Source organism: Carboxydocella sp. ULO1 (assembly GCF_002049255.1).
Taxonomy (GTDB): Bacteria; Bacillota.
Window position 1 is genome coordinate 16,500 of the sequence record NZ_BDLQ01000101.1, and the last position, 15,846, is coordinate 32,345.

The window sequence follows — 15,846 nt, forward strand, 5'->3', positions numbered from 1 at the left end:
ACGGCTCCTTTCTTAAAATATTATGACAAAACTATTATAACAAGAAAAAACAGCCGAAACAATTCCGAAAGCTGACGGAAATTGTCGTGAATTGTCTGATAATTTATCAACAGAATTATCCACAGTTGTGGATAATTTTTTTTATAGCTTACATTCAGGTAGCATTATTGTGGGATTATTTTTAATTGCCGAATTGAGTTCTTCCACATAGCGCGTAGACAGGCGTACTTTCCCCATCAATCCTCTTTTTTTGCCCCGCGGTCCATGACAGTCAGAACCACCAGTAATTAATAAATCGAGCTTTCTGGCAATTTTTAAATAAATTTGAATCTGGCGTGCGTTATGGTCGGGATGAAATACTTCCACTCCCATTAACCCGTGTTTTAATAAATAATAAATAATATCGTCTCTAGCAAGAACCCCTGGATGAGCAAGAACAGGTACCCCGCCAGCTTGAATAATGATTGAAATAGCTTGCTCTGGACTAAGTTTAAAACGAGGTACGTAGGCGGGTGCTTCTGGCCCAATATACAATTCAAAAGCTTCGCGTTGGGTGCTGGCATAACCCTTCTTGATTAATGCTCTTGCTATATGAGGACGTCCTAAACAGCGGCCTCCAGCTTCTGCCAGTATATCAGAAATATCAATGTCGATACCGTTACGCTGCAACTTTTCAATTGTTTTAATTACCCTTTCCCTTCTTGCTGCTTGCAAGGTTAGCAACATATCCGCAAATTGGGGATGAAACATGTCGGGATAATAACCAAGAATGTGTACCTCCAGTCCCTTCCATTCAGTGTTTATCTCGATTCCCGGGATGACTTTAACATTATGTTTTTTACCTGCAATTAGTGCCGAATTAATGCCATCCATAGTATCATGGTCAGTTATAGCAATAGTTGTCAACCCCAGGGCAGCTGCCTCAGCCACAATTTCTTCCGGGGATAGGGTGCCATCAGATGCCGTTGAATGGAGATGGAGGTCAGCGGGCATATCAATTCCTTCTTTCAGGCAAATTTGAATTAATAATGCGTAACCAATTAAGACCGATGATTTTATGCACTAATTCGTCTGAATATCTTTGATAAAGGCTTTCAATTATTTTCATCCAGCTTTCAGGGCCAGTAATTCCAAGTGGTAGGCTGTCAGTGCCGGCAAAATCACTGCCGAAACCGACATTGTTTTCTCCTCCTAAAGCTAGAACATGGTCGAGATGTCGAATAATATCATCCATTGTAGCCTGTGTCTTGCCGCTCAAAAACTCTGGGACGAAAGTTATGCCAATTAGACCTTGGTTAGCAATGAGGGCCTTGATTTGACAATCAGTAAGATTACGCTGATGTGGGCAAAGTTGATAACAGTTAGCGTGGCTAACTACTATCGGTTTTGTAGCTACTGCCATTACATCCCAAAAACCTTTTTCGGCAAGATGAGCTAAATCTAAAATAACCCCTTTATCCAAACACCATTTTACCACAAGTTTGCCTATTTGGGTAAGTCCCTTTGCTGAACTGCCAGCACCAAGCCCATCTGCAACCAGGTTAGATCTGTTCCAGGTTAAGCCAATTAACCGATATCCTAAAACAAAGAGAGCTTCCAACTCAGCCAAATTTCCGGAAAACAGATCTAACCCCTCAATCCCTAGAATTATTCCATACTGGGTAGAAAATGGCCGTTCCGTTAAAATTGGTAGATTTAGCCTCCTGGCAATTCTTCTAGAGATATCCCACAATGAGAACAAGGTTGACCATTTTGATTCCTTTACCAGCATTGAATCTGAGAAAAAAGTATTTAACACCTGAATATACCGGCCTTCCACAGGTCTAGAATCTATTGCTGGTTTTTGCCCTTGAAATTCGGCCCAGGGGGCATCACAATGGCCATCAAACAGTAAAACCTTTGAATAGTCCAACGCATCACGCCTCCTTCCCATAAAATAGAAAAACCTGTTTGTGGAGACAAACAGGTCAAATATCTTGAAAAAAATATTTTATCTGGGCTCTACTATTAACTTTATGGCTGTTCTTTCTTCACCGTCGATAATAATATCGGTGAAAGCTGGAATGCAAATAAGATCCATACCGCTTGGAGCAACAAAACCCCGGGCAATAGCAACCGCTTTTACAGCCTGGTTGATCGCTCCAGCTCCTATGGCTTGAATTTCGGCACCGCCCCTCTCACGCAAGACCCCCGCTAATGCACCTGCTACAGAATTTGGATTAGACTTTGCTGAAACCTTGAGGACTTCCATTTACACAACCTCCTTACAAAATAGGGATGTAATTTTTTTCTTTTGTTCCCAATTATAAATATTCGCCAACAATGAAAAAATTCCTTTTTGTAGCTCGAAGATTTCAGAAATTTTTTACAACATTTTTTCTATTTCATTTAAAGTAGTTATTGCAAGAGCATTACCAGTCCCCTCATCTATCTCCAAGATTGCACCATTAATTTGCCAGGGACCACTGGCGACCTCAAATTTTTGTGGCAGCTGGGTAATAAATTTGCGGATGACAATTTCGGGTTTTACTCCGAGGACAGAATAGTATGGTCCGGTCATTCCCAAATCAGTAATGTAGGCTGTTCCTCTGGGGAAAATTCTGGCGTCACAGGTAAGTACATGGGTGTGCGTACCGCATATTGCCGAGACCCGCCCATCAAAATACCAGGCCAGGGCCTGTTTTTCCGAAGTTGCTTCAGCATGAAAGTCTATGATGATTATTTTGGTCTCTTTTGTTAAACTTGATATAACATTCTCAAGGGTTCGGAAGGGACAGTCAAGTTGCTCCCCCATGAAAACTCTTCCTGCTAGTGAAACTACCCCTATTTTGAGATTATTTTTTAAACGAAAGATGCCCCAGCCTGTACCTGGAGTACCAGGGGGATAATTAGCAGGTCTTAATATTCTGGCCTCTTTATCAATAAAATTATAAATTTCTTTTTTATCCCAGACATGATTACCCATTGTTAATACATCAATACCAGCGAGGAATAGTTCATCAGCTATTTCCCTGGTTATACCATTACCACCAGCTGCATTTTCTCCATTGGCAATAACGAAATCTATCTCGTTAGTTTTTATTATATCCTGTAACCTTTCACTGATCGCTCTTCTTCCAGGCCTGGAGGTAATATCCCCCAGCATTAAGATGCGCATTCCATTCACCTCAACTAATTTTTATTAAAAACAAATACTCTCCCATTTTCACGGAAAGCTACTAAAGGGACATCATTGCTAGCAGCTCCACCCAGATTCAGTAAAAAATTATTAATAATCTCTTCATGTAGCCAGAGTACATCTTCTTCAACACTTCCCATATCCTCTACCAGTAACTTTTCCTCATACTCTCTTTTTAGAAGTTCAATCAACACATTGAGTTCATTTTTTTCAAAAGTAGTTAAGTCCCTTTTAAATTCCACCAAGCTGATTCCATGCATAGACGTTATAGAGAGATCCTGGATTTTAGCAGTCTGATTATTTAGATACAGTACGGTATTAATATAATCCGATACTTTATTTTTAAATTTATTAAATTGCTTATCCTCTAAGGGTGTTCGGATGCCAAAGGCAAAGGTTATGACCATTTGTTTTGGCTCATATATAATCTTCAGTATCTCGGGATAGCGGATCAAGAAAGAAATCAGTAAACCAGCATTGTCGTTTTCCATTGTTAGATTTTGTTTCAACTGTGTCACCCTTCCCAATAAATAACCCTAAAATCATATTATCATATATAACCAAGGAGAACAACACAAGCAAAAAGGAGAAGGAACAACCTTCTCCTTTAAAGTTACTTGGCATAATCGATTGCTCGCGTTTCTCGAATAACAACAACCTTAATTTGACCCGGATATTCAAGCTCCGATTCGATCTTCTTGACAATATCACGTGCCAATCGAACAGCTGTTAAATCATCGATTTTTTCTGGTTTGACCATTATTCTTATTTCGCGGCCCGCTTGAATAGCAAAGGATTTTTCTACTCCATCGAATTCATTGGCTATCTGTTCTAATTTTTCCAAACGTTTAATATATGCTTCCAGTGTCTCGCGGCGGGCGCCAGGACGAGCAGCTGAAATGGCATCAGCTGCAGCAACAAGAACTGATTCGATAGTAGTTGCCTCAATATCCCCGTGATGTGATGCAATCGCATTAATAACTTCTTTGGATTCTTTATATTTTTTGGCGAGATCAGCACCAATTTCTGTATGGGAGCCTTCTGTTTCATGGTCAACAGCTTTACCAATGTCATGTAGCAAACCGCAGCGTTTCGCTAATGTAACATCCACACCTAGCTCACTGGCCATCATTCCGGCCAGGTGTGCCACTTCAATAGAATGCTTCAGTACATTCTGGCCATAACTTGTACGATATTTCAAGCGACCAAGCAGTTTGATCAATTCTGGGTGCAAATTATGAACTCCGACTTCAAACGCCGCCTGTTCGCCAGCTTCTCTGATCTGCCCCTCAACTTCTTTCTTGGCTTTTTCTACCATTTCTTCTATACGGGCAGGATGTATTCTACCATCCAAAATTAGTTTCTCTAAAGCGATTCTGGCAATTTCACGGCGGATAGGGTCAAACCCTGACAGAATTACTGCTTCTGGTGTATCATCAATAATAAGATCTATTCCGGTAAGGGTCTCCAGGGTCCGGATATTCCTACCCTCCCGACCAATGATTCTCCCTTTCATTTCATCATTAGGCAAAGATACTACTGAAACAGTAATTTCTGCTACATGATCAGCAGCACAACGTTGAATTGCCTGAGCAATAATGTTTCTGGCCCTTTTCTCAGCCTCTTCTTTGGCATTGGTTTCAATTTCTTTTATCAAGACTGCTGCATCATGTTTTACTTCCTCCTCAATTTGGCTGAGAAGCAGGTTTTTGGCTTCTTCCGAAGTTAAACCCGAGATTCTTTCCAGTTCTTGCTTTTGGGTTAACAGAATATTTTCCAGTTCGCTTCTTAAATTGTTTATTTCTTCCTCTTTTTTGCTCAGTAGTTCTTCTTTTTTTTCTATGTTCTCCAGTTTTCGATCAAGGGTTTCTTCTTTTTGGGTTAAACGCCGTTCCATCCGTTGGATTTCTGCCCGGCGTTCCTTGTTTTCTCTCTCGACTTCCTGTTTCATTTTCAGGATTTCTTCTTTGGCTTCAACAAGAGCCTCTCTCTTTTTAGCTTCGGCGGCCTTTTCAGCCTCTTCGAGGATTTGTTTGGCTTCCGATTCAGCTTCCCCTATTTTTTTCTCAACGACATTCTGTCGGTATTTATAACCTCCCCAAAAAGCCAGAATAGCGCTGATAATGGCTAGTCCAATCCATAGTTCTATCACTTCGTCACCTCCAATGGATAAAAAAATAAACACCGAGCATTTCTCGGTCAATGTTATGCCTTTTCCTGTGGATAGAGTATGCCACTCTTAAAAGATTGTAAATTATTCCTGCTGATTTGTCAAGTTATACCCTAACTCAGCAAAGGCTCTGTTGATTAGTGAGTAAGAAAAACCCTGATTTAATAAATAACGATATATTCTTAGCTTTGCTTTATTATCTCCTTGTTTCATGCGTTTTTTTATAATATTTTTAACTTTTGTTTTTAGCTCTTCTTCAGTTAGATTATTTATCATTGCTTTAATAAATTCTTGATCCAATCCTTTCTCTTTGCTTTTGTTTAATATTTTTGTTGGACCAGCATTACTATAATTCCACAGCTCGTTGAAATAGGTTTGGCTCACTTTACAATCATTTACCAGGCCTTCTTCCTCCAGCTGGCTAACAACCTGATTTGCTAAATCGGAAGAAAAACCCTTTCTTTTTAATTTTTCGGTTATTTCCTTGCGCGTATGATCTTTTAAGGCTAATAATTTCAGGGCCGCCTGGTAAGCAGCCCTGAAACTTTTATTTTCTATGTTATTCATTTAGGATAACCTCCGCTGGGCTTGTTATATCAGCCCCTGCCAGAAGTTTTTGTTTAATTTTCTCTTCGATTTCCTGTAACAGCTCGGGATGCTCCTTTAAATATTCTTTAACATTTTCCCGGCCCTGGCCTAAACGCTCTCCTTCGTAGGAATACCAGGCCCCGGACTTTTTGATAATATCTATTTCCGTTGCAAGGTCAATTACGTTCCCTTCTCTGCTAATACCTTCACCATACATAATATCAAAATCCGCTTGTTTAAAGGGAGGAGCAACTTTGTTCTTTACTACTTTTACCCTTGTTCTGCTACCTACAACATCATTACCCTGTTTAATGGCCTCAACTTTTCTAACTTCCAGGCGGACGGAAGCATAAAACTTTAAAGCCCGACCACCGGGGGTGGTTTCCGGGTTCCCAAACATGACCCCAACCTTTTCACGGATTTGGTTGATAAAGATAGCAGTGCATCTGGATTTACTGATGGCTCCAGTTAATTTCCTTAAAGCCTGACTCATTAGTCGGGCCTGTAAACCTACATGGGAGTCTCCCATTTCCCCTTCAATCTCAGCGCGGGGGACTAAAGCTGCAACTGAGTCAACTACCAGCACATCAATAGCACCGCTTCTTACTAATGATTCAGCGATTTCCAGGGCCTGTTCCCCAGTATCAGGCTGTGATACTAACAGGTTATCTACATCAACCCCTAGCTTTCTCGCATAAACCGGATCTAAAGCATGTTCAGCATCGATAAAAGCTGCAATACCGCCGTTCTTTTGTGCTTCTGCAATTATATGCAGAGCAACAGTGGTTTTGCCGGATGATTCCGGGCCATAGATTTCTACCACCCGACCGCGGGGAACTCCGCCTACCCCTAATGCAATATCAAGGGAGAGGGCACCAGTAGGTATTACTTCAATATTCATTTTATTACTGGCTTCACCCAACCGCATAACCGCTCCCTTGCCAAATTGCTTCTCAATTTGACTCAGTGCAATTTCCAGTGCTTTTTGTTTATCCATTTATTTTTTCCTCCCATCCCCTGAACGGATGTTTGTTTTTATTTTATCAGTTCCCATTTCCCTGGTCAAGCTTTTTATTTCTGGCGATTCCGAGCAGGTTCGACATTGATTCGGCGTCCTCTTAAATAAGTTTTTTGCAAACAGTAATAGACTTTTTCAGCAATATCCTGCTGTATTTCGACAAAACTAAAGCGGCCCAGCAAACGAATGTTACCAATTTGTTTCTCTTCAATGCCAGCTTCTTCAACAATAAAAGAAATTAAATCCTTAACAGTAATTTCATCTTCTTTACCAACATTGATAAAGAATCGAACCATGCCTGGACCCGCTCCAGTGTTCTGGAACAAGGAATCGTCATCATTGTCCTCGATTTCATTGACTACAGTTTCTGCAGGCTCAATCCACCCAAATAATAGAGCAGCGGCAATATCCCTTAGCTCATATCTGGTTGTTAGCTCTTCAATGATCGGATAGTAATCTTCGAGTTTCAAATTGGACACAATTTGTTCAATTCGAGCAATTACATTTTCTTTTCTTCTTTCAGCTATGTCAGCCAGAGTAGGCAGCTTTTCCTTGCGAATCAAAGTATTGGCAAGTTTTTCAATCAGTCTTAGCTGTTTATATTCGCGGGGAACTACCAGGGTTATAGCAGTGCCTTGCCTGCCAGCCCGACCGGTACGACCAATTCTATGCACATAGGATTCAGGATCTTGTGGTACTTCATAATTGATAACATGACTGACATTGTCCACATCGATCCCGCGGGCAGCCACATCAGTAGCTACCAAAAACTCCAGTTTTCCTAGACGAAAAGAGTTCATAACCTTATCCCTTTGGCTCTGAGTTAAATCACCATGCAATCCGTCTACCGCATAGCCTCGGGCTTGTAAACTACCTACTAAGTCATCTACTCCTTTTTTAGTCCGACAAAAAATAATAGCCTGTGTAATTTGAGAGGCATCTAAGATCCGGCATAAAGCTGCAAGGCGTTCGTTTTCTCTTACCTCATAGTAGATTTGTTCAATTAATGGTACTGTGAGTTCATCTTTGCTAACAGTAATCCATTCTGGTTCATTAAGGTATTTTTTAGCCAAACTCAATATCGGTACGGGCATAGTTGCTGAAAACAATAATGTTTGTCTTGTTTCGGGCAAAAATTCAAAAATGGTCTGGATATCATCAATAAAACCCATATCCAGCATTTCATCAGCTTCATCCAGAACCACCATCTTGACATTGTTAAGAATTAGAGTCTTACGATTTAAATGGTCTAATATCCTGCCAGGAGTTCCAATGACAATCTGTACCCCTTTTTTCAAGGCATGAATTTGTCTCTCAATAGGTTGTCCACCATAAATCGGCAAAGTTTTTACTTCTTTAAACTTGCCAATCTTACTAATTTCTTCAGCAACCTGGATGGCCAATTCCCGGGTAGGAGTTAAAACCAATGCCTGTACTCCTTTATAGCGAGGATTGATTTTCTCCACAATCGGAATACCGAAGGCAGCAGTTTTCCCTGTTCCAGTCTGAGCTTGACCAATAACATCTTTATTGGCTAATAAGGGGGGAATTGCCTGGGCCTGAATTGGCGAAGGCTCTTCGAACCCCATTTCTTTGATAGCGCGATATACGTTTTTGCTTAATTGTAAATTTCCAAAAAAGTATTTTTCCTGTGACATTTACTAACTCCTTTCATTAAGGTATCTATTTGTTATGATCTGGTAAAGCAATTTCAAACCGTGAGCAGCTGCTTTTTTACGTATTTCTGCCCGGTCGCCTTTAAAGAACTGCTTTTCCACATAGGTGAACTCTGCAATTGCAATACCAAAATAAACTAGTCCCACTGGTTTATCAGGGGTAGCTCCACCCGGTCCTGCTATGCCTGTTATAGCAATTCCGCAATCAGCTCCAAGTCGTTCCTTTACTCCCTTTGCCATTTCCCGGGCACAAGGGGAACTGACAGCACCGTACTTTTCGATAGTTTCTGTTTTAACGCCTAATAAATTTACTTTAACATCATTGGCATAAGCCACTATACCGCCCGAGAAATATTCAGAACTGCCGGGGAGATCGGTAATCTTGGCAGCTAATAATCCACCTGTACAGGATTCAGCAACCGCTAATCTCATGCTATATTGATTTAAAATTTGCGCAACTTTTTTATTGATAACCTCTACAGAACGCGACATCTTTTACCCTCCAGCCTGATATGTAATAATTTTATCATAATCCGCAGATATGGAAAAGCCTTCTTTCAGCGTTACTTGCCGAAAGAAGGCAGCAGGTTGTAAAATTCATCGCCCGTTAGAGTTTCTTTTTCTAAAAGAATATTGCTTAATTGAACTAAATCATTTTGATAATTACTAAAAATCTCCAAAACTATTTGTGATTCCATTTCCGCAATATCATTAATCTTTTCAGTTATGATTTCTTCCGGAATCCTTTCAGGATCGACCAACTTTAAGCCACTCATTCCACAGTAAATGAGTTCCTTGATGTACAATAGAGCCTGTTGATAGTCCCCTTTGCTGCCCGTACTCTTTTCACCGAGAATAGTTTCTTCCGCCAACCCCCCGGCTAATAACACCCTGATTTTCTTTCTAATTTCACTTTCAGTTTTGATTGGCTCATCCTTTTCTGGTATTTGTCTGATAAAGCCTAATGCTTTGCCTCTGGGGACAATCGTAATCTGAGCTATGCTTTTGGGGAAATAAAATTCAGAAATAAAAGCATGACCTATCTCATGGACTGCGATTCTGAATTTTTCAGCATCACTTAATAGTGTGTCTCTGTGTTCACCTAAAAGAATTTTGTCAATCGCTTTTAAGAACTCCTCCTGCCCAATATGTTCTTTTCCGGAACGCAAAGCATAGATAGCCGCTTCATTAGCTACACTGGCCAATTGCGCTCCAGAAAAACCATAAGTTTGTTTAGCAATTGCATATAGATCCAGGTCAGGGCTGACAGGCTTGTTGCGTAAATGTATTTTTAAAATTGCTTCCCGCCCTTTAATGTCAGGTAAGCTTACTTCCACATGGCGATCAAAACGGCCAGGCCTTAATAGAGCATCGTCTAAAAGGTCAGGGCGGTTGGTTGCACCAATAACCAGAATGTGAACACTATCCTCCGGTTGGCAGCCATCCATTTCTACTAATAACTGATTCAATGTTTGGTCATACTCAACCTGATTGGCAACTCTGCCTCGTTTGCCCCCCACAACTTCCATTTCATCAATAAAAATAACCGCATGTTTTTTCTTTTCTTTCCTCGCTAGTTTACGGGCATCATTAAATAGGCGACGTACCTTTTTGGCACCATTACCGGCGAAAATTTCAACGAACTCAGATCCTGCAACAGAAAGAAAAACCGAATCAGTATAAGTTGCTGCCGCCTTGGCTAACAATGTTTTTCCGGTACCTGGAGGACCAGTTAACAAAATACCTTTGATTGGCCGGATACCCAGTCTTTGTACTTCTTGAGAAAGGTTAAGAAAATCCAGAGCTTCTTGTAGTTCTTTAATAGCGCGTTCCTGACCGCCAATATCGCTGAATTGTACCAGCTCATACTTTTTTTGGTTACTGAAAGGTAACCCGGGTATCAAATTTTTCATTAACAAGTACTGATAACCCAGCGCAAATATAGCTAACAGTAAAATCAAACCCAAATATTCCCGGACATATAACCAGGTGTAAAGTCCTATTGCCAGTATTGGTCCGTTTATATATAGAATCAATCTGTTCATGATATCCCCCTTCACCATAGAAATTAGCTGCTTGATAGTAAATTTACCGGTATCAATTCCACCAGGAAATTTTTATTTTGTTTCAAAATTAGCAGGGTTCCCTTATCGGTAACAACAATTTGCCCCTGTATGCGCTGTTGTGATAAATGCTGAACCAGCTCTTCAGCAGCAGTTAATTTCCTGTTTATTAATAATTCCAATATTTTATTCTTGTGTTTTTGCCAAAAAGTATCAATTTGCTTATTGCTTTCGGAAATAAAATAAATTTTATAATCAGGCGGTGTATTTTCTAAAATATTAACCAGGTTTTCAGAAAGGGTTGAAGAGAAGTTAAGCTTAATGTTAATTTGCTGGTCATTTACTTTTACTTGCATTACAGAAGGATTGTCCTTAAAAAGCTTTTCAATATTATTTTGGTTATATAAAAACAAGAGTCCAAAAATCATTACTCCCGTGAGCAAATTCACCAGGATAACCTTTTTCATAATATCACCTCAAAATTATTATAAAGAAAGATTTATTTATTTTCTTTATGATTTTAGAGGTAATAAAGGTAAAAAAAATAACCCCTGTTTTTTTCAGGGGTTAATGCCAATTTATTTCAGCGACAAATCCCAGCCATCTACTTCCTGGATGATTTTATAATTGGTTAAATCAAAGTGTATTGGTGTAACAGCAACATATCCTGCTTCAATCGCCCAGATATCTGTGTCTTGACTGGCATCTAGATCTATCGGTTCCCCGCCAATCCAGTAATAAACCCTGCCGCGCGGATCTCTTCGCTCGTGAAAAGCATTTTGATATCTTCTTTGACCCAGTCTGGTTACTTTTATTCCTTTCAGTTTATCCAGCGGCAGTGGCGGTACATTTACATTGAGAATAGTATCTTCTGAAATCCCATGTTCCAATAATTTTTCAACCATGTAGGCAGCGACTTTTCCAGTAGCTGCAAAGTTGAAGTCTTGATAGCTGGCCAATGAGACAGCAATTCCCGGGACTTCGTTTATAATAGCCTCAATGGCTGCAGAAACTGTGCCAGAATACAGAACATCCGTGCCCAGATTAGGGCCCTTGTTGATCCCGGATACAACTACATCAGGACGACTACCCGCAGTCAAAACCTCAATTCCTAGCTTTACACAATCGGCGGGTGTACCTTCAACTGACCAGGCTTGCACCCCGGTAATGCCAAAATCAACCTGTTCTACTTTCAGGGGCCAGTGAACAGTGATACCATGTCCTGTTGCACTTCTTTCCCGATCAGGGGCGACAACAAAAATTTCACCAAGGGGCTTTAGTGCTTCTACCAGGGCCCTGAGACCAGGGGCCCAGATCCCATCATCGTTGCTGATCAGGATACGCATTTATTTTCCCCCTATAACAAATATCTGAGATAAATATATGCTGAGCTGATAATTATCGAGACTATCATCAGGGGAAAAGCAATTCGCATAAAGCCAACAAATGTCATAGGATAGCCCTGACGTTCAGCCATCCCTGCCACAATAACATTGGCTGATGCACCGATAATGGTACCATTTCCCCCCAGACATGCTCCTAAAGACAAAGCCCACCATAAAGGTTCAATATTGCCCATGTTCCCCAGCTGGCCCATGGTTTTGATGAGCGGAATCATGGTAGCAACAAAGGGAATATTATCTACAAAGGCGGAAGCAATGGCAGAAACCCATAAAATTAACATTGCAGCAAAGGTGAGATTACCTTCAGTTATTTCCAGAGATTTTTCAGCCATGGCTTTGATTATTCCTACTTCTACCAACCCCCCTACCAGGATAAATAGTCCAATAAAGAAGAAGAGGGTTGGCCATTCTACCTCATGGAAGATTTTTTCCATATCAACTTTGCTAATTAACATCAAGAGGGTTGCACCAGCCATGGCAATTGTTGCAGATTCCAGGTGGAAGATTTGATGGGTAGCAAATCCAGCAATGGTTAAAGCCAAAACCAGCAGGGATTTTTTCAGAAGTAAAGGGTCTTTAATCTCTTTATAGGGATCAAAAGCCATTAAACGGGACTTTAGCTCAGGAGCAACATTTAAGTCTTTACGGTAAATCCATTTTAATAAGTAAATTGTTACAATAAAAATAATAATTATTACTGGTGTTAAATTCCAGATAAAGGCATTGAAAGTTAGCTCTTTAACCTGGCTGCCAATCATAATATTAGGAGGGTCACCAATTAAAGTAGCTGTACCACCGATATTAGACGCCAACACCTGGGATATTAAAAAAGGAATTGGATTAATTTTCAGTTCTCGAGTTATAGAAAAGGTGACTGGCACGATTAATAATACCGTAGTTACATTATCCAGAAAAGCAGACAGTACAGCAGTGATCGTCGCTAATGCCACCATGATAGCCATAGGTTCTCCTTTTGCCCAACGCGCTGCCACAATTGCCAAATATTGAAAAACCCCGGAGTGACGGGTTATACCGACAATGATCATCATCCCAGTCAACAGTCCTAAGGTGTTGAAATCAATATGATGCAAAGCTGTTTCTTGAGAGAGTGTGCCCATGATAAGTAAAACTGCCGCACCCAGGAGGGCCACAACCGTCCTATGTAACTTTTCCGAGATAATCACAGCATAGGTTAACAGAAAAACAATCCCGGCTACCCAAACCTGATTCATACCCATTCTCTCCTTTATACCTCATAGATAGACAAGGTCATAGTTTTTTCTTCTTTATTTAATGTTAGACCAAACATCACCTTTTTGTGTTTAAGGTTTTTATTAAGAAAATCAACTATATAGATCATTTCAGGATTAGCAGGTACTGTCTTAGTTGCCAGTAAAATGAGTTTATCCTTTTCCATTTCACTCATTTTCTCTTCTCCTTACTTTTGTTAATTGCTGTTAATCAGACTAAATGCTTCCGCACGGGTAGCATTATTAGTTTTAAAAATTCCTCTTACAGCTGAAGTGGTTGTATATGAGCCAGGTTTTTTAACTCCCCGCATGGTCATGCACATATGCTCTGCTTCCACAACTACCAGGACGCCCCGGGGCTGAAGGCATTCCATAATAGCATCTGCGATTTGACTGGTCAAACGTTCCTGAAGCTGAGGACGTTTAGCATACCCTTCGACAACCCTGGCTAATTTCGACAGTCCAGTTATTTTCCCTTTAGCTGGTATATAGGCTACATGAGCTTTGCCAAAGAAAGGCAAAAAATGATGTTCGCACATGGAATAAAATGGTATATCCTTGACTAAAACCATTTCATCATGGTCTTCAGTAAATAAAACCTGCAAATGTTCCCTGGGGTCATTTTCCAGTCCATGAAAAATCTCTTCGTACATGCGAGCTACTCTCTTGGGGGTATCCCTTAATCCTTCTCTTTCTGGATCCTCCCCTATTGCCTCCAAGATCATTCGCATAGCTGTTTCAATTTTTCTGATATCCATACTTCCACCCTTTCTATAATACCCCCAGAATCTTGTGAGTCTGAGGAATTATTCTTACCTCCCGATAAAATGGCTTTAAAATTTCTTGCCATTCTATCCATCGATTGGCCGGCGGTAATTCTGAACCAGTTTGGGGTTGTAATACTATATCAATTGCTCTGGTACGTTCAGGCCCTAGCTGGGCAACTTGACCGATTTCTCGCCTGTCCGTCCTGCTATTAACTACTACTTTAATAAAACAGGATTTATTCATCGCTAATTCTAAAAATTTTTGGTGCTCTTCCCAGGGGGTCGGAGCTCCAGTAGCTGATTCCAGTTTAATATCCATAGCAATAATGTCAATGTAATCTAGAACTTGTTTAAGGTTATGTACCAGTGTACCATTAGTTTCTAAATAGATTTTCCACCCCATTTGTTTTATTTTAGGTAAAAATTCTTGCAGAAAATCCGAGTGTAATAGGGGTTCACCACCCGTCAAACTCAAAGAATGATGTTTATCCGGATTAAATTTTTTTATTTGTTCTAGCAACTGTTCTACAGTAACTGGATTTGTTAATATGTTCCAACAACCCGTACCTGGAGGGAATTCAACTTTCCAGGTTTCTTGCGCATGCAAGGAATAACGGGTATCACAATATGCACAAGCAAGGTTACAACCGGCAAAACGAAGAAATAACTGGCGTAAGCCTACGACAGTACCCTCCCCTTGAAAGGATGACATCATTTCGATCAGAAAAGCTGCTTGCATTAATTAACTCCCCTTACTTTACAGCGGGCCAGCTTAATCGATTCAACTTCATTTGCCAGAGCGATCATTACCTGCTCTGCAAATTCTTCAGTATTTTCAATCCCTAATTCTCTCAGGCCGACAGTAGCGACTGGAGTTCCTTCTGTTTCTAGATTCAATCCAGTATGAATCAGGCATGATACCGGACTTAGAGTAGCTATTGACACCGAAAGTTTCTTATTTTCTAAATACAAGTCATCTCCTTTACGTTTTATTCCTTTCACGCCGTAATACTCCAGTTGTTCTTTAATAATAGCAATGAATAAGCGTTGAATAATTACCATTTTCTCCAGATCTAGATGAAAAATTTCAATAATAAAATGTAACATCCTGGGGCTATATATCCAGTCCTGAGCCAAAACGTCTTCTAAATCCACCATTTCAGATAATTCAACACGACAGGGACCGATAAAAGCTACGATACTATCGCCTTGAACTCTAAAATTGCGATATGCAAACAGCGATGAGAGCTGTTCTCCATTATATGTAAGCTCATGTTTAACCAGATATGTTTTCATTTTTACCCCTCCGATAAATAGCCCATGCTGTAGGGGATTCCCAAACTTTAACCCATCCTAATGCAATTTTTTTATCGGGCCATTCCTTTTTTATAACCTGATTTATTTGATGATACAAATAGAAAGCTAGGTTCTCTGCGGTAGGATTAAGCTCTCCTTCCCGAAACTCTGGTAAATCATTTATTAATTGATGATCAAGTTTTTTCAAATAACTGCGAACAATCTGTTTCAGTTTGCTGAAATCTATTAGCATCCCCAGGTCATCCAGTTCTTCGCCATAAATACCTACTTCTACAAACCAGGTATGACCATGTAATCTTGCGCAATCCCCGGGATAATTTCTAATGAGATGGGCCGCTGCAAAACTTTCCTTAATTGCTACTTCAAACACTTTTTTTCCTCCTTGTCCTGAGCGCCAACTTTACCACCCCTATATA

The 15,846-nt window shown here is 40.2% G+C and carries 19 protein-coding genes; all 19 read right to left on the minus strand.

Translation table 11 applies throughout. The annotated features are described in order from the left end of the window. Window positions 1–141: 141 nt before the first annotated feature. Entirely contained in the window at window positions 142–993 is an 852-nt protein-coding gene (locus tag ULO1_RS11330; RefSeq protein ID WP_078664404.1) for a PHP domain-containing protein, read from the minus strand. 1 nt (window position 994) lies between these two features. Next, window positions 995–1,912 (minus strand): dipeptidase, encoded by a 918-nt coding sequence (locus ULO1_RS11335; protein WP_159446579.1) that lies wholly within the window; start codon window positions 1,910–1,912, stop codon window positions 995–997. 78 nt (window positions 1,913–1,990) lie between these two features. Continuing rightward, window positions 1,991–2,251, minus strand: a complete 261-nt coding sequence (locus ULO1_RS11340; RefSeq protein ID WP_078664402.1) for a stage V sporulation protein S — start codon at window positions 2,249–2,251, stop codon at window positions 1,991–1,993. A 114-nt stretch (window positions 2,252–2,365) separates the two neighbouring features. Beyond that, window positions 2,366–3,157, minus strand: coding sequence for a TIGR00282 family metallophosphoesterase (locus ULO1_RS11345; protein WP_078664401.1), 792 nt, complete (start codon window positions 3,155–3,157; stop codon window positions 2,366–2,368). A 14-nt stretch (window positions 3,158–3,171) separates the two neighbouring features. Next, a complete protein-coding gene (locus ULO1_RS11350; RefSeq protein WP_143311769.1) occupies window positions 3,172–3,687 on the minus strand; it encodes a hypothetical protein in 516 nt (171 codons plus the stop codon). 104 nt (window positions 3,688–3,791) lie between these two features. Continuing rightward, a complete protein-coding gene (gene rny, locus ULO1_RS11355; protein WP_375804194.1) occupies window positions 3,792–5,315 on the minus strand; it encodes a ribonuclease Y in 1,524 nt (507 codons plus the stop codon). Window positions 5,316–5,432: 117 nt separating this feature from the next. Next, a complete protein-coding gene (locus ULO1_RS11360; RefSeq protein WP_079933626.1) occupies window positions 5,433–5,915 on the minus strand; it encodes a regulatory protein RecX in 483 nt (160 codons plus the stop codon). After that, window positions 5,908–6,933: a recombinase RecA gene (gene recA, locus ULO1_RS11365; RefSeq protein ID WP_078664398.1), complete on the minus strand. Its 1,026-nt coding sequence runs from the start codon at window positions 6,931–6,933 to the stop codon at window positions 5,908–5,910. The genes ULO1_RS11360 and recA overlap by 8 nt, the downstream gene beginning before the upstream one ends. A gap of 74 nt (window positions 6,934–7,007) precedes the next feature. After that, window positions 7,008–8,612 (minus strand): DEAD/DEAH box helicase, encoded by a 1,605-nt coding sequence (locus tag ULO1_RS11370; RefSeq protein ID WP_079933627.1) that lies wholly within the window; start codon window positions 8,610–8,612, stop codon window positions 7,008–7,010. A gap of 3 nt (window positions 8,613–8,615) precedes the next feature. Then, window positions 8,616–9,122, minus strand: a complete 507-nt coding sequence (locus ULO1_RS11375; protein WP_078664396.1) for a CinA family protein — start codon at window positions 9,120–9,122, stop codon at window positions 8,616–8,618. 71 nt (window positions 9,123–9,193) lie between these two features. Next, entirely contained in the window at window positions 9,194–10,675 is a 1,482-nt protein-coding gene (locus ULO1_RS11380) for an AAA family ATPase (protein ID WP_143325457.1), read from the minus strand. Between the two features lie 23 nt (window positions 10,676–10,698). Next, a complete protein-coding gene (locus ULO1_RS11385) occupies window positions 10,699–11,160 on the minus strand; it encodes a hypothetical protein (protein WP_079933628.1) in 462 nt (153 codons plus the stop codon). Between the two features lie 111 nt (window positions 11,161–11,271). After that, on the minus strand, window positions 11,272–12,039 hold the full coding sequence (gene surE / locus ULO1_RS11390; RefSeq protein ID WP_078664394.1) for a 5'/3'-nucleotidase SurE: 768 nt from the start codon (window positions 12,037–12,039) through the stop codon (window positions 11,272–11,274). 11 nt (window positions 12,040–12,050) lie between these two features. After that, complete coding sequence (locus ULO1_RS11395) at window positions 12,051–13,334, minus strand: SLC13 family permease (RefSeq protein WP_079933629.1); 1,284 nt, start codon at window positions 13,332–13,334, stop codon at window positions 12,051–12,053. An 8-nt stretch (window positions 13,335–13,342) separates the two neighbouring features. Beyond that, a complete protein-coding gene (locus tag ULO1_RS11400; RefSeq protein ID WP_078664392.1) occupies window positions 13,343–13,522 on the minus strand; it encodes a YpmA family protein in 180 nt (59 codons plus the stop codon). Window positions 13,523–13,543: 21 nt separating this feature from the next. Next, a complete protein-coding gene (folE, locus tag ULO1_RS11405; protein ID WP_078664391.1) occupies window positions 13,544–14,104 on the minus strand; it encodes a GTP cyclohydrolase I FolE in 561 nt (186 codons plus the stop codon). 13 nt (window positions 14,105–14,117) lie between these two features. Next, the gene (locus ULO1_RS11410; RefSeq protein WP_079933630.1) at window positions 14,118–14,852 is read right to left on the minus strand and encodes a 7-carboxy-7-deazaguanine synthase QueE; all 735 of its coding nucleotides are present in this window, start codon (window positions 14,850–14,852) and stop codon (window positions 14,118–14,120) included. Continuing rightward, window positions 14,852–15,409: a DUF366 family protein gene (locus ULO1_RS11415; protein ID WP_078664389.1), complete on the minus strand. Its 558-nt coding sequence runs from the start codon at window positions 15,407–15,409 to the stop codon at window positions 14,852–14,854. Before ULO1_RS11415 ends, ULO1_RS11410 begins: the two co-directional genes overlap by 1 nt. Continuing rightward, complete coding sequence (queD, locus tag ULO1_RS11420; protein WP_078664388.1) at window positions 15,390–15,800, minus strand: 6-carboxytetrahydropterin synthase QueD; 411 nt, start codon at window positions 15,798–15,800, stop codon at window positions 15,390–15,392. Before queD ends, ULO1_RS11415 begins: the two co-directional genes overlap by 20 nt. Window positions 15,801–15,846 lie beyond the last annotated feature (46 nt).

Coding starts and splice junctions, on each gene's coding strand:
- ULO1_RS11400 (WP_078664392.1), bottom strand. CDS start 13,522: ATGAGTGAAATGGAAAAGGATAAACTCATTTTACTGGCAACTAAGACA.
- ULO1_RS11395 (WP_079933629.1), bottom strand. CDS start 13,334: ATGGGTATGAATCAGGTTTGGGTAGCCGGGATTGTTTTTCTGTTAACC.
- folE (WP_078664391.1), bottom strand. CDS start 14,104: ATGGATATCAGAAAAATTGAAACAGCTATGCGAATGATCTTGGAGGCA.
- surE (WP_078664394.1), bottom strand. CDS start 12,039: ATGCGTATCCTGATCAGCAACGATGATGGGATCTGGGCCCCTGGTCTC.
- ULO1_RS11380 (WP_143325457.1), bottom strand. CDS start 10,675: ATGAACAGATTGATTCTATATATAAACGGACCAATACTGGCAATAGGA.
- ULO1_RS11410 (WP_079933630.1), bottom strand. CDS start 14,852: ATGCAAGCAGCTTTTCTGATCGAAATGATGTCATCCTTTCAAGGGGAG.
- ULO1_RS11370 (WP_079933627.1), bottom strand. CDS start 8,612: ATGTCACAGGAAAAATACTTTTTTGGAAATTTACAATTAAGCAAAAAC.
- ULO1_RS11340 (WP_078664402.1), bottom strand. CDS start 2,251: ATGGAAGTCCTCAAGGTTTCAGCAAAGTCTAATCCAAATTCTGTAGCA.
- ULO1_RS11385 (WP_079933628.1), bottom strand. CDS start 11,160: ATGAAAAAGGTTATCCTGGTGAATTTGCTCACGGGAGTAATGATTTTT.
- ULO1_RS11360 (WP_079933626.1), bottom strand. CDS start 5,915: ATGAATAACATAGAAAATAAAAGTTTCAGGGCTGCTTACCAGGCGGCC.
- ULO1_RS11330 (WP_078664404.1), bottom strand. CDS start 993: ATGCCCGCTGACCTCCATCTCCATTCAACGGCATCTGATGGCACCCTA.
- ULO1_RS11415 (WP_078664389.1), bottom strand. CDS start 15,409: ATGAAAACATATCTGGTTAAACATGAGCTTACATATAATGGAGAACAG.
- ULO1_RS11345 (WP_078664401.1), bottom strand. CDS start 3,157: ATGCGCATCTTAATGCTGGGGGATATTACCTCCAGGCCTGGAAGAAGA.
- ULO1_RS11375 (WP_078664396.1), bottom strand. CDS start 9,122: ATGTCGCGTTCTGTAGAGGTTATCAATAAAAAAGTTGCGCAAATTTTA.
- recA (WP_078664398.1), bottom strand. CDS start 6,933: ATGGATAAACAAAAAGCACTGGAAATTGCACTGAGTCAAATTGAGAAG.